The sequence below is a fragment of the Enterobacter cloacae complex sp.6700776 genome (assembly GCF_048284255.1).
Lineage (GTDB): Bacteria > Pseudomonadota > Gammaproteobacteria > Enterobacterales > Enterobacteriaceae > Enterobacter > Enterobacter intestinihominis.
Genome location: NZ_JBLVYK010000034.1, coordinates 1 through 13649, shown reverse-complemented (window position 1 = coordinate 13649; position 13649 = coordinate 1). Strand labels below are relative to the sequence as shown.

At 57.9% G+C, this 13649-nt stretch carries 12 protein-coding genes; 2 read left to right on the top strand and 10 right to left on the bottom strand.

Annotated features, from left to right (window positions below; translation table 11 throughout):
* Window positions 1-115: 115 nt before the first annotated feature.
* The 5 genes from ACNQ0T_RS22750 to ACNQ0T_RS22730 are packed head-to-tail and all read right to left on the bottom strand — an operon-like array spanning window position 116 to window position 4777.
* The gene (locus ACNQ0T_RS22750) at window positions 116-991 is read right to left on the bottom strand and encodes a MurR/RpiR family transcriptional regulator (RefSeq protein WP_015571883.1); all 876 of its coding nucleotides are present in this window, start codon (window positions 989-991) and stop codon (window positions 116-118) included.
* Entirely contained in the window at window positions 988-1938 is a 951-nt protein-coding gene (locus tag ACNQ0T_RS22745; protein ID WP_023306962.1) for an iron-siderophore ABC transporter substrate-binding protein, read from the bottom strand. The genes ACNQ0T_RS22750 and ACNQ0T_RS22745 overlap by 4 nt, the downstream gene beginning before the upstream one ends.
* Window positions 1939-1947: 9 nt before the next feature.
* Window positions 1948-2988: a FecCD family ABC transporter permease gene (locus ACNQ0T_RS22740; protein ID WP_417930380.1), complete on the bottom strand. Its 1041-nt coding sequence runs from the start codon at window positions 2986-2988 to the stop codon at window positions 1948-1950.
* Window positions 2985-3968, bottom strand: coding sequence for a FecCD family ABC transporter permease (locus tag ACNQ0T_RS22735; RefSeq protein WP_022649420.1), 984 nt, complete (start codon window positions 3966-3968; stop codon window positions 2985-2987). Before ACNQ0T_RS22735 ends, ACNQ0T_RS22740 begins: the two co-directional genes overlap by 4 nt.
* The gene (locus ACNQ0T_RS22730; protein ID WP_023306964.1) at window positions 3965-4777 is read right to left on the bottom strand and encodes an ABC transporter ATP-binding protein; all 813 of its coding nucleotides are present in this window, start codon (window positions 4775-4777) and stop codon (window positions 3965-3967) included. The genes ACNQ0T_RS22735 and ACNQ0T_RS22730 overlap by 4 nt, the downstream gene beginning before the upstream one ends.
* 384 nt (window positions 4778-5161) lie before the next feature.
* On the opposite strand from ACNQ0T_RS22730, the gene ACNQ0T_RS22725 reads away from it, so the two are divergent.
* Window positions 5162-7291: a TonB-dependent siderophore receptor gene (locus ACNQ0T_RS22725; RefSeq protein ID WP_032671488.1), complete on the top strand. Its 2130-nt coding sequence runs from the start codon at window positions 5162-5164 to the stop codon at window positions 7289-7291.
* Between the two features lie 126 nt (window positions 7292-7417).
* Here the strand turns inward: ACNQ0T_RS22725 and parE are convergent, their stop codons facing one another.
* The 5 genes from parE to nudF are packed head-to-tail and all read right to left on the bottom strand — an operon-like array spanning window position 7418 to window position 11826.
* On the bottom strand, window positions 7418-9310 hold the full coding sequence (parE, locus tag ACNQ0T_RS22720) for a DNA topoisomerase IV subunit B (RefSeq protein WP_022649422.1): 1893 nt from the start codon (window positions 9308-9310) through the stop codon (window positions 7418-7420).
* A gap of 28 nt (window positions 9311-9338) precedes the next feature.
* Window positions 9339-9920, bottom strand: a complete 582-nt coding sequence (gene yqiA, locus ACNQ0T_RS22715) for an esterase YqiA (RefSeq protein ID WP_022649423.1) — start codon at window positions 9918-9920, stop codon at window positions 9339-9341.
* Window positions 9920-10747 carry a 3',5'-cyclic-AMP phosphodiesterase gene (cpdA, locus tag ACNQ0T_RS22710; RefSeq protein WP_023298619.1) on the bottom strand — a complete coding sequence of 276 codons (828 nt, stop codon included), beginning with the start codon at window positions 10745-10747 and terminating at the stop codon, window positions 9920-9922. The genes yqiA and cpdA overlap by 1 nt, the downstream gene beginning before the upstream one ends.
* Before the next feature lie 27 nt (window positions 10748-10774).
* Window positions 10775-11197 carry a DUF1249 family protein gene (locus ACNQ0T_RS22705; RefSeq protein ID WP_003862516.1) on the bottom strand — a complete coding sequence of 141 codons (423 nt, stop codon included), beginning with the start codon at window positions 11195-11197 and terminating at the stop codon, window positions 10775-10777.
* Window positions 11194-11826 carry an ADP-ribose diphosphatase gene (gene nudF, locus ACNQ0T_RS22700; protein WP_022649425.1) on the bottom strand — a complete coding sequence of 211 codons (633 nt, stop codon included), beginning with the start codon at window positions 11824-11826 and terminating at the stop codon, window positions 11194-11196. Before nudF ends, ACNQ0T_RS22705 begins: the two co-directional genes overlap by 4 nt.
* Before the next feature lie 203 nt (window positions 11827-12029).
* Between nudF and tolC the strand changes: the two genes are divergently transcribed.
* Complete coding sequence (gene tolC, locus ACNQ0T_RS22695) at window positions 12030-13508, top strand: outer membrane channel protein TolC (protein WP_023306968.1); 1479 nt, start codon at window positions 12030-12032, stop codon at window positions 13506-13508.
* Window positions 13509-13649 lie beyond the last annotated feature (141 nt).

The window sequence follows — 13649 nt, the reverse complement described above, 5'->3', positions numbered from 1 at the left end:
TTTACAGCCGGACCAGGGCATCGCTGACAGCCCTCAGTCATTTAGAAAGCAACTTTATTGCTTCTGCATAAAAAAATTACTGGGGATCCCTCAGCCCACGGGGAGAGGGGGAAAATCAACCGCTCTTCTTGCCCGGCTTTAATCCGCGGTGTAACTCGTTGATGCGCTTCATCGACTTGATGGTGCGCTGCGGCTCGGTGGAGGCGACGGACAGAATAATCATCTCCAGGCACAGCAGCACCGTGCCGTGCAGCGGGATTTTGCCCTTCTCGCCGCCGCGCGGGACGTGGATCACTACGCTTGCCTCTTTGCTAAAGCGCGAGTCCGTGGCGTTGGTCAGCAAAATGGTGGGAATACCCAGGCGCTTCGCTTCGCGCAGCGTGGTCTGTCCCTCCCGGTGCGCGGATTTTTGCGCCATCATTACCAGCACGTCACCGCGCTGTAGGGCAATCAGCTGTTCGGCGAGGCCAATACCGGTGCGGTTGAGCGGGATCGCAGGCAGGCCTATACGGCTAAACAGTCGCGAGGTGTACTCAGCCAGAATGCCGGATGCGCCAATGCCAAAAATAGCGACCTGTCTCGCCTGCGCCAGCAGCGACACCGCCTGCGCCATCGCGTAGCGGTTGCCCGGTTCGGACAACACCGCGCAGGTGTGTTGATGGCCTTCCAGCACAAAATCGATGCTCGCGTCGACGTCGCTGGTAAGCGTGTTTACCGTCGTGGACATCTTCTCGCTGGAGGTGACCACCGGGCCAAACCACTGCTCCAGGGTCTGCTTGAGATCCCGCAGCCCGCCAAACCCAAGCGCCTGAATGGCACGTACCACGGTGGCGTCCGAGGTGTGTAGCACAGCGGCAATCTCCATTGCCGTCTGCTCCATAACCGCTTCACGATTTTCATTGATATAGCTCGCCACCTGCAGCAGGCGCGGCGTCAGCTGGTGCGCCCGCGAGCGGAGGCGGTCGCCGTAGACATCAATTTTTCGGATCATCTTGCGGCCTCCGGCAGCGGACGGCCCGCTATCTGCGACTGCACCTGCGCGGCCATCAGCCCCAGCGAGGCAAATGAATTTGAGATCGCTTCCTCGCGGGAGATGAGCACGTAATGCCCGGTTCGGCAGGCGTTGAGAAACTGACACCAGCCCGGCATCACCGCATCCATCGCCGCCAGCTCGTCCTGCGGTTTTCCGCCGGTGTCCCCGCGCCAGGTTGCAAAGACAAAATCAGCATCCAGCTCCGGCAGACGCTCGGCGCTGACGTCGATGCGCCCGCCCTCCGGGATGCTCTCAATCAGCGGCGGGAATCTGAACCCTGCGTCGCGCAGCACGCGCCCAAGCGAGTGGTAGCTGTGCATGGCGTTGATTTTGCCCTGATTGGCCTGAATCACCGAGACGGTCAGTTTGCTCGTATCGATGGTCGCCTTTAGCGCCTCGATCTGCTCCTGATAGCGACGCTCCAGAATCTTCAGCCGCGCCTCTGTCCCGGTAAGCTGCGCCAGCTTGCGGTAGATCTCCGGCGCGCCGCCGTCGAGGTGATCGATACTCACCGTCGGGGCAATTTTTTCCAGCTGTTCGACCGGCGTGTTGCGGGTCGGCTCGGTGATGATAAGATCCGGCTTCGCCGCGGCGATGGCTTCAATATCGATATCGGCGGTGCCGATGAATGTGATGTCGGAATTATCAAAATCGATGCCCGTCAGCATGCCGCTGGAGCGCAGAAAATGGCTGCCGTCCGGTCGGGTTCGGCCATGGCTGGCAACCGGCGGTACGCCAAGCTCGATCAGCGGAATGGTGATATCCAGGTCGTGCAGGGACACAATCCGCTTCGGGTTAACCGGCACCACCACTTTGCGGTTCAGGTCGTCAGTAAACGTCTGCGTTGGCTCTGCGGCTCCTGCAGCAAAACCCACCAGCACCAGCATTGCAAAAAATACGCGCATTTCTATCCCCTAAAATCGATCCCGACGCTGCCAGAGCAGCAGCAGGCAAAACGGTCCGCCAATCAGTGAAATGACAATTCCCGCCGGCAGCTGCAACGGGAGAAATGCCAGCCGCCCGACGTTATCCGCCAGCAGCACCAGCAGCGCGCCCAGTACGGCACTTCCCGTCAGCAGTGCCGTTTGCCCTCCGCGCAGCAGCAGGCGCGCCATGTGCGGGGCAATCAGCCCGACAAAGCCGATACTCCCCACGCAGGAGACGCAGGCCGCGGTGAGCACCACGGGGGCAAACACGCGCAGCAGTGCGAGGCGTGAAGTCCGCACGCCCAGCCCCGTCGCAGTGTGGTTGCCGAGCAAGGCTACGTCTGCGGCGCGCGCGGTAAAGAGCAGCAGCGCAAACGCAGGCACTGTCCAGGCAGCAGCGATGCTGACCAGCGTCCAGCTTGCCGCATGCAGACTCCCCGCCAGCCACAGCATCGCCGTCTGGACGTCGCGCACGTCGGCGGTCGTCATAAAGACCCCCATCGCGGCGGCAAACGCCCATGACACGCCGATGCCGATCAGGATGAATCGCGGGCGCGAGATATCACGCGCCAGCGCCACTACCAGCAGCGCGGTCAGCAGCCCACCGGCCATGCCGATAAGTGGACGCCAGTACGGCCCCAATCCAGGAAACTGAAAAATCAGCAGCAGCACCGCCGCGCTACAGCCCTCTTTCACGCCGATAAGTCCGGGGTCAGCAAGGCCGTTGCGGGTAATGGACTGCATGGCCGCCCCCGCCATGCCGAGCATCGCGCCGCACAGCACCGCCATCAGCAGGCGCGGCAGGCGGATATCCATCACAATGTAATGCGCATCCGCCGTCAGACGTTCAGGATAAAACAGCGCACGTCCGATGGCGGAAGCAGGAATGGGCAGCGAGCCGTGCGTCAGGCCAAAACTTAGCAGCAGTAAAACGGCAAGGGTTAAAACGGTCAGATAGAGCAGCGCCCTCGGGCGAACCAGCGTCGAGAAGGAGGAAAATCGTACTGCCCTCAATCCAGCCCGGTTCATTTGAACATCCTTGACGCCATAAGGATAAAGACCGGCGCGCCGACCAGCGCAGTCATCACGCCGGTTGCCAGCTCATACGGCGTAAACAGCGTGCGGGCGGCGATATCCGCCATCAGCAGAACCAGCGCCCCGCAGAGGGCTGAGAGCGGCACCATCACGCGCAGGTCCACCGATACCAGACGGCGAATCAGCTGCGGCACAACGAGTCCGATAAACCCGATCGGTCCGGCAACTGAAACCGCCGCGCCGCACAGCAGGGCGATGGCCAGCAGCGCGAGCAGGCGCGTTTTCAGCAGCGACACGCCAAGCCCCTGCGCCATTCTGTCCCCCAGCGCCAGCATGTTCAGCGACGGCGACAGCCAGAGCGCCAGCGCAAAACCCACGGCAGCGGCCCCCGCGGCGCTAGCGGTCGTCTCGCCGATGACTCCCGCCACATCCCCCGCAAGCCAGGTCCGCATGGCCAGCAGCGTCTGTTCATCCAGAATCAACACCGTGGCGGTTATCGATGAGGCAAATGCCGACATCGCCACGCCGCACAGCGTGACCTTCATCGGCGTGAGACCGGTACGCCCGGATGAGGAGAACGTTAGCACCAGCAAAAAGAGCGCGGCGGCGCCAGCTGCGGCTATCAGAGGGCGGCCAAACGGCAGCGACAGCCCGAGGGCACTCGTCAGCACCACCGCCAGCGCCGCCCCTGCATTTAGCCCCAGGATATGCGGCTCGCCGAGCGGGTTGCGGATCACTGACTGCAGCAGCACGCCCGCGACGCCGAGCGCCGCGCCCGTCACCAGGGCGGCGCACAGTCGCATCAAGCGCAGCCTGACGATCACGCTATGCTCAAAATTGCGCGGGTCGAAGTGGAAAAATGCGTCTACTACCGTCCGGGGGGCGATAACGCGCGCCCCGATGCTCAGGTGCGCAATCGCGCCTGCCAGAAGCAGCAGCGTAAAGAGAATAAAGGCCACAGACGTGCGCATCATGGTTTGTCGACAGCCTGACGGAACGGCATAAAGAACGGCTTGCCGGTCAGCGGGTTAACCGACATATGCACGTCGACATCAAACACCGCTTTGATCAGCTCCGGCGTGCAGGCGTCGCCCTCATGCAGTACCCCCTCAACCTTTCCCTGACGTAAAAAGACCAGCGAATCACCGTAGTTCACGGCGAAGTTGAGATCGTGCAGAACCACCACCACGGTGCGCCCGTGCCGGCGCGTCAGCGTGTGCAGCAGTTCGAGGATCTCCACCTGGTAGCGAAGATCGAGGTACGTCGTGGGTTCATCCAGCAGGATGTAGGGCGTTTGCTGCGCCAGCACCATGGCGATCCAGCAGCGCTGGCGCTGGCCGCCGGACAGGCTTTCAACCAGATGATGGGCAAACTCTGCCGTTCCGGTCAGGCGTAACGCCTCTTCCACGGCCCGCTCGTCTTCTTCGCTCCACTGGCGCATCACGTTCTGCCAGGGGAAACGTCCGCGCGAGACCAGCTCAAATACGGTTAACCCTTCTGGAAGCAGCGGAGACTGCGGCAGGATCCCGAGCTGGCGGGCGACCGCTTTGGTTGGCTGCGAGTGGATGGCTTTGCCGTCCAGCACCGCGCTGCCGCCGAGCGGCTGAAGCAGTCGCGCGAGGGTACTTAACAGCGTCGATTTTCCACAGCCGTTTGCGCCCACCAGAACAGTCATTTTCTGCTGGGGGATCGCAAGGGAGATATCATCAACGATGATTTTTTTCTGGTAACCCGCGGAGAGGTTCTCAAGAACCAGTCCCGGTTTTTTAATGTAGTGAGCCACGTGAACGCCAACGTAAGAAAAAAAACCAACAAATAAAAATAAAACTCATTCTCTTTTGTGAGTTTGCCGCCGCGCCATGTAGTAGTCAAGCGAAGATATACCCTGTAAACCCCAGGGATAACTGAGCATCGCTTCACAAATCAAAATTCCTTTTTATCAATTATTTTCAATGCCTTAAACAGGAAATCAACGCGTATTAGCCAGAGAGAAACCTCTGTAGCGAAATTTTTATTTATTCCATTTACTACTACATTCCCTCATGCTTGAATGATTCTCAATTACAAGTCCGATGCCGTAGAGGCTAACGGACAGACCGTAAGGGCAATGACTCACACATTCTTCCGCGAGCATTTCATCGCAGGATATTTTGGGAAAACAGATGTAATGGCTAAGTTCACACCTTCATTCGCCGGGGTAAAAGGGCGCGCGCTCTTTTCACTCCTGTTCATGGCGCCTCTGGTGCACGCAGCAGCAAAAGACGGTGAGACGCTTACCGTCACTGCCGACCCTTACGCTTCCACCGACGCCACCAGCGGCTATCAGCCCCTGAACACCTCCACCGCCACGCTGACCAACATGCCGATGCTGGACATCCCGCAGGTGGTCAATACCGTCAGCGATAAAGTGCTGGAAGACCAAAACGCGACCACGCTCGACGAGGCGCTGTATAACGTCAGCAACGTGGTGCAGACCAACACCCTGGGCGGCACGCAGGATGCTTTCGTGCGCCGTGGCTTCGGCGCAAACCGCGACGGCTCGATCATGACCAACGGCCTGCGCACCGTGCTGCCGCGCAGCTTCAATGCCGCAACCGAGCGCGTGGAGGTGCTAAAAGGCCCGGCCTCGACCCTTTACGGTATTCTCGACCCCGGCGGCCTGATTAACGTGGTGACCAAACGCCCGGAGAAAACCTTCGGCGGCTCGATTTCTGCCACATCAACCAGCTTTGGCGGCGGTACCGGACAGTTTGACGTCACCGGTCCGATTGAAGGCACGCGTCTGGCCTATCGCCTGACGGGGGAGTATCAGGACGAGGATTACTGGCGTAATTTCGGCACCGAACGCAGCACCTTTATTGCCCCGTCTTTGACCTGGTTCGGCGATGATGCCACCGTGACCGTGCTCTATTCGCATCGCGACTATAAAACGCCGTTCGATCGCGGAACGATCTTCGATCTCAACACCAAAAAGGCCGTCGACGTCGATCGCAAAACCCGCTTTGATGAGCCATTTAACGTGACCGACGGTCAGTCCGACCTCGCTCAGCTTAACGCGGAGTATCGCCTTAACAGCCAGTGGACCGCGAAGTTCGACTACAGCTACAGCCAGGATAAGTACAGCGATAACCAGGCTCGCGTGATGGCCTACGATTCAAAAACCGGCAACCTGACCCGCCGCGTGGATGCGACCCAGGGTTCGACCCAGCGTATGCACACAACGCGGGCAGATTTGCAGGGAAACGTGGACATCGCGGGCTTTTACAATGAGATCCTGACCGGCGTGTCGTATGAGAATTACGATCTGCTGCGTACGGACATGATCCGTTGCAAGAACGTTAAGGATTTCAATATTTACAACCCGAGCTACGGCAGCCTCGGCAAGTGCACCACCGTCTCGGCATCCGACAGCGATCAAACCATCAAGCAGGAGAGCTACTCCGCCTACGCGCAGGACGCGCTGTACCTGACCGATAAATGGATCGCCGTTGCCGGACTGCGCTACCAGTATTACACCCAGTACGCGGGCAAAGGCCGTCCGTTTAACGTCAACACCGACAGCCGCGACGACCAGTGGACGCCGAAGCTGGGCCTGGTATACAAGCTCACGCCGGCAGTCTCCCTGTTTGCTAACTATTCCCAGACGTTTATGCCGCAGTCGTCCATTGCGAGCTACATCGGCGACCTGCCGCCGGAAACGTCGAACGCGTATGAAATAGGCGCTAAATTCGACCTGTTCGACGGCATTACCGCCAACATCGCGCTGTTTGATATCCACAAGCGCAACGTGCTGTACACCGAGAGCATCGGTGATGAAACCGTCGCCAAAACCGCGGGCCGCGTGCGCTCGCAGGGTGTCGAAGTGGATCTCGCCGGATCGCTGACCGAGAACACCAACATTATCGCCAGCTACGGCTATACCGATGCGAAGGTGCTGGAAGACCCGGACTACGCGGGCAAACCGCTGCCGAACGTGCCGCGCCATACCGGCTCCCTGTTCCTGACGTACGATATTCACAATGCGTTTGCCGGGAATACGCTGACAATTGGCGGCGGCGGGCACGGCGTGAGCCGTCGTTCAGCGACTAACGGTGCGGATTATTATCTGCCGGGCTATTTCGTAGCGGATGCATTTGCGGCGTACAAAATGAAGCTGCAATATCCGGTGACGCTACAGGTGAACGTGAAGAATTTGTTTGATAAGACCTACTACACGTCGTCGATTGCGACCAACAACCTGGGCAACCAGATTGGCGACCCGCGTGAAGTGCAGTTTACGGTGAAGATGGAGTTTTGACGTCAGTGCGAGGCGTTCCCCTCACCCTAACCCTCTCCCCAGAGGGGCGAGGGGATCGATCGTAGGCCCGGTAAGCGCAGCGCCACCGGGCAAAAAAAAGCCCTGCATCGCAGGGCTTTTTCAGCATCAGGCCTCAATATCCGCCATATCGCCTTTCTCCTGCAGCCAGTTACGTCGGTCTTCCGAACGTTTCTTGGCAAGGAGCATATCCATCATGGCGTTGGTTTGCTGTTCGTCTTCGTCGCTGATCGTCAGCTGCACCAGACGGCGCGTGTTCGGATCCAACGTCGTTTCGCGAAGCTGCATCGGGTTCATCTCGCCCAGCCCTTTAAAGCGCTGCACGTTCGGTTTGCCCTTCTTGCGCTTCAGCTGTTCCAGCACGCCCGCTTTCTCTTCTTCCGTCAGCGCATAGTAGACTTCTTTGCCAAGGTCGATACGGTACAGCGGCGGCAGCGCCACGTGGACGTGACCGTTTTTCACCAGCGCGCGGAAGTGCTTCACGAACAGCGCGCACAGCAGCGTGGCGATGTGCAGGCCATCGGAGTCCGCATCCGCGAGAATGCAGATCTTGCCGTAGCGCAGCTGGCTCAGATCGTCGCTGTCCGGATCGATGCCGATCGCCACCGATATATCGTGTACTTCCTGCGAGGCCAGCACTTCATCAGAAGAGACCTCCCAGGTATTCAGGATCTTACCCTTGAGCGGCATGATCGCCTGATATTCACGATCGCGCGCCTGCTTGGCCGATCCGCCCGCCGAGTCCCCTTCCACCAGGAAAAGCTCGGTGCGGTTGAGATCCTGGGCGGTACAGTCCGCCAGCTTGCCCGGCAGCGCGGGGCCGCTGGTCAGTTTTTTACGCACCACTTTCTTCGCCGCGCGCAGACGACGCTGGGCGCTGGAGATCGCCATTTCAGCCAGCATTTCTGCGGCCTGAACGTTCTGGTTCAGCCACAGGGTAAACGCATCTTTCACCACGCCGGAAACAAACGCCGCACACTGGCGTGACGACAGGCGCTCTTTAGTCTGACCGGCAAACTGCGGATCCTGCATTTTCACGGAAAGCACGTAGGCGCAGCGGTCCCAGATATCTTCTGCGGAAAGCTTCACGCCGCGCGGCAGAATGTTGCGGTATTCGCAGAACTCGCGCATCGCATCCAGCAGACCCTGACGCAGGCCGTTGACGTGCGTCCCACCGAGCAGCGTTGGGATCAGGTTGACGTAGCTTTCCGTCAGCAGCTCACCGCCTTCAGGTAGCCACAGCAGCGCCCAGTCCACCGCCTCGGTATCACCTTCGAAATTCCCGACGAACGGTTTTTCCGGCAGGGTCGGCAGGCCGTTAACCGCTTCGCACAGGTAATCGTTCAGACCCTTTTCGTAGCGCCAGCTCTGTTCGGTGTTGTTAACGTGATCTTTAAAGGTGATTTCTACGCCTGGGCACAGCACCGCTTTGGCTTTCAGCAGGTGCGTCAGGCGGGAAACAGAAAAGCGTGGGCTGTCGAAGAAGCTTTCGTCAGGCCAGAAATGGACGCTGGTGCCGGTGTTGCGTTTACCGCACGTCCCGACGACCTGCAAATCCTGCACTTTTTCGCCGTTTTCAAACGCGATGTTATACACCTGGCCGTCGCGACGGACGTTCACTTCCACGCGCTTTGACAGGGCGTTAACCACGGAGATCCCCACGCCGTGCAAGCCGCCAGAGAACTGGTAGTTTTTGTTGGAGAACTTACCGCCCGCATGCAGACGGCAGAGGATCAGCTCAACGGCAGGAACCCCCTCTTCCGGGTGAATATCCACCGGCATGCCGCGGCCATCGTCGATGACTTCCAGCGACTGATCGGCGTGCAGGATAACGTCCACGCGTTTGGCATGACCTGCCAGCGCTTCGTCCACACTGTTATCAATTACTTCCTGGCCCAGGTGGTTTGGGCGCGTCGTATCGGTGTACATCCCCGGGCGGCGGCGAACCGGCTCAAGCCCGGTGAGTACCTCAATGGCATCAGCGTTATAGGTTTGCGTCATGATTTAAGCTAGCAATTCGCATTGATTGTCAGTGGCTGTGCAGTCCAAGAAAATCGACAATCTGGGTGAAATGATCTTCAAAGCCCGTGAAAGCATGGTTTCCGCCCTCTTCTACAGTCTGGCGGCAGGATGCGTAATACGCCACTGCCTGGCGGTAATCCAGCACTTCATCTCCCGTCTGTTGCAGCAGCCAGATAAGATCGGGCGCTTCAAGCGGGTCGACCTGCATAACTTTGAGATCGTAAATATGGCGTGACTCTAGCACATATTGTTGGCCGGTGTAGGGGTTCTCGTTTTCGCCAAGAAAGTCCCTTAACAGCTCAAATGGCCGGACCGCCGGGTTAACGACGACAGCGGGCACCATAAAGCATTGCGACAGCCAGGTGGCGTAGTAGCCGCCGAGGGACGAGCCGACAACGCCAAACGATTCGCCGCCGTGTTCAAGCACAATCGATTCCAGCATTTCTGCCGCGTCCGCCGGATAAGGGGGCAGCTGCGGAATAATCATCTCCACGTGCGGATGATGTTCGCTCAGCCACTGGCGAAACTGCGTCGCCTTTGCGGAACGCGGAGAACTGTTGAACCCGTGCAGATAGAGGAGCGTCGACATCAATAGCCTTCTGAAGCGGTATCCGGGCGGAACTGCGCGCCAGCCAGACGGCACACTTCGGTGGTCAGCGAGCCGTCGGCATGCAGGTCCAGCCAGCGCCAGCCCGGTGCGATGGTGTCCAGCGTGAAGTTAGCGCAATGGGGCTTGAACTGCACGCAGGTGGACGGCGTCGCGAGCAGGCGGCGACCGTTCCAGTCGAGATCCTGTTCCTGGTGAATGTGCCCACACAGCAAATTTTTCACGCGCGGGAATTTCGCCAGCACGCTATCCAGCGCCGCAGAGTTGCGTAAGCTGTGCTGATCAAGCCAGCTACAGCCCGCCGGCAGCGGATGATGATGCAGTAACAGCAGCGTATTACGATTCGGTTCGGCGGCCAGTTTTGTCTCCAGCCAGTCAAGCTGATAGTCGCTCAACTCACCGTGCGGAACGCCAAACACCTGACTGTCGAGGAGCAGAATTTGCCACTGGTCCCCCGTAAAGACACATTTTGCCGGCGAAATCCCCGCCTCCTGAAGCGAACTGTACATGGCGGGCTGAAAATCGTGATTGCCCGGTAGCCAGACGCAAGGCACACTAAAGCTCGCAATTCCTTCGGCGAAATGCTGATAGGCTGCGGAGGATTGATCCTGCGCCAGATCGCCTGTCGCGACGATCAGATCGCATGGCCGCTTTTCAGCATGGATCGCGTCAAGAACCGCCTGATAACTCTCCCAGGTGTTCACGCCCAGAAGCGTCTCATGCTTTTCGGCAAAAAGGTGGGTGTCGGTGATTTGTAATATCCTGACTGGCGCCCCACCAGCAACAGTCAGGTTCAACAGGCTTTCCAAATGGTGTCCTTAGGTAGGTTTATGACGCTAACAAACCGGAATCGCCATTGCTCCATGTGCTAAACAATATCTTAGCCAGTCGGCTAAAAACTGGTTAATTTGATGCTTTTCGTCGCGTTGATGCAACTTTTTATTCGGATAATCATACCGCGCTTTGAAGCGAAAGATCTGCTGGCTTGAACACACTTCAGCGACCATCGCATCATGATAAAGACGTACCGTCATTGACGGCAGGCTCCAGTAGCTGATGCTCGGCGCCGTTTGCTCAATCTCCACCAGCGTAGTGTAGCGCGTTGATTCTGTTATCGTTAACCGATACTGCGCGTTGCTCACCTGATAGCTTACCGTTTCGCCGGGCGCGTCGTTTCGCGGCAGCAGGCGGCGCAGCTGGGCGAAATTGGTTTCGCACAGGCGCATCATTTCTGGGAAGTCAGGTGTATAGCGCTTCATTTTTTCCACTCGTTTCGTAAATTCTGATGATGCAGTTGCAGCCATTGCAAGGCGATGACAGACGCTGCGTTGTCGATTAAACCCTCTTCTACCCATTGGTAAGCCTGCTCCCGACTCACCACATGAACCCGAATATCTTCGTTTTCATCTGCCAGACCGTGGATCCCTTTCGCTGTCGTGGCGTCCACTTCGCCCACCATAATAGATGAGCGTTCCGTTGTTCCCCCCGGACTTGCCAGGTAGCTCAACACCGGTTTCGTCCGACCGATCGCCAGGCCTGCCTCTTCCAGCGCCTCACGGCGAGCGACGTCTTCGACCGACTCACCCTCCTCGATCATCCCGGCCACCATCTCCAGCAACCACGGCGTTTCGCTGGTATCATACGCCGCAATACGGACCTGCTCGACCAGCACGACTTCATCACGCACTGGGTCAAAGGGTAGCAAGACTGCCGCATGCCCGCGCTCAAAAATTTCGCGTTTGATTTCACCGCTCATTTCACCGTTAAACAGGCGATGCCTGAAACGGTAAAGTTCCATTGAAAAAAAACCGCTATAAAGCGTTTCTCGTGCAATAATTTCTACATCGTTTTTGGCGAAGGTGACAGGCACGTTTTCTGGTTTTTGCATCGGTCGAGTCCTGGTAGCAATGGTGATGAAATTGTGAATTTCAAGGCTGTTTGGCTGCCGTTTGTATGGCTATATGGTAGATTGGAGCAAATTACCGCCAGATGGCACGTTACGCCAACCTTTTGGTGTGGATGATTCTGTTAGAATCGGCAATTATTTTTAATTAGATCAGCGCTAATACTGCTTCACAACAAGGAATGCAAATGAAGAAATTGCTCCCCATCCTTATCGGCCTGAGCCTGACGGGCTTCAGTGCAATGAGCCAGGCAGAGAACCTGTTACAGGTCTACCAGCAGGCACGTCTGGGCAACCCTGATTTACGTAAATCAGCGGCCGATCGTGATGCTGCGTTTGAAAAGATTAACGAAGCACGTAGTCCACTGCTGCCGCAGTTAGGCTTAGGTGCAGATTATACCTACACTAACGGTTTTCGCGATAACAATGGCATCGACTCGAATGCCACCAGCGCCTCTTTACAGCTTACACAGACCCTGTTCGACATGTCCAAATGGCGTGAACTGAGTTTGCAGGAAAAGAGCGCAGGCATTCAGGATGTCACCTATCAGACCGATCAGCAGACGCTGATCCTGAATACCGCGACCGCCTATTTCCAGGTACTGAGCGCGATTGACGCGCTCTCCTATACCGAAGCGCAGAAACAGGCGATTTACCGTCAGTTAGATCAAACCACCCAGCGTTTTAATGTGGGTCTGGTTGCGATCACTGACGTGCAGAACGCCCGTTCACAGTACGATACCGTACTGGCTAACGAAGTGACCGCACGTAACAACCTCGACAACGCACTGGAAGCACTGCGTCAGGTCACCGGTAACTACTATCCTGAGCTGGCCTCTCTGAACGTGGACAGTTTCAAAACGGATAAACCACAGGCGGTTAATGCTCTGCTGAAAGAAGCGGAAAACCGTAACCTGACCTTATTGCAGGCGCGCCTGAGCCAGGATCTGGCACGCGAGCAGATCCGCCTTGCACAGGATGGTCACCTGCCAACCCTGAGCCTGAGCGCCTCTACCGGCGTATCGGATACCAGCTACAGCGGGTCTAAAACGACGTCTCAGGCCTATGACGACAGCAACGTTGGCCAGAACAAAGTGGGCCTTAGCTTCTCTCTGCCGCTGTACCAGGGCGGGATGGTTAACTCTCAGGTGAAACAGGCGCAATACAACTTTGTGGGTGCCAGCGAGCAGCTGGAAAGCGCGCACCGCAACGTGGTGCAGACCGTGCGTTCTTCCTTTAACAACGTCAATGCCTCTATCAGTAGCATCAACGCTTACAAACAGGCCGTTGTCTCTGCGCAAAGCTCTCTGGACGCGATGGAAGCAGGCTACTCCGTCGGTACGCGTACCATCGTTGACGTGTTAGACGCAACGACCACGCTGTATAACGCGAAACAGCAGCTTTCCAGCGCACGTTACCAGTACCTGATTAACCAGCTGAACATCAAGCAGGCGCTGGGTACGCTGAACGAGCAGGATCTGCAAATGCTGAACAGTACGCTGGGTAAACCGGTATCCACGTCGCCTGACAGCGTGGCGCCGGAAAATCCAGAGCAGGATGCCGCGGTTGATAACTTCAACGCTAACGGCAGCGCCCCGGCTGCACAGCCAGCGGCAGCGCGCAGCACCTCACCTGCGAGCAGCGGCACGAATCCGTTCCGTAACTAAGTGTGTCATCAGGCCCAATGCGGCCTGATGCCCTCACCCCAGCCCTCTCCCACAGGGCTGAGGGTTCCCCACAAATTAATGCGAGCACTGAGCAATCCCCTCGCCCCTCCGGGGAGAGGGTTAGGGTGAGGGGAACATACG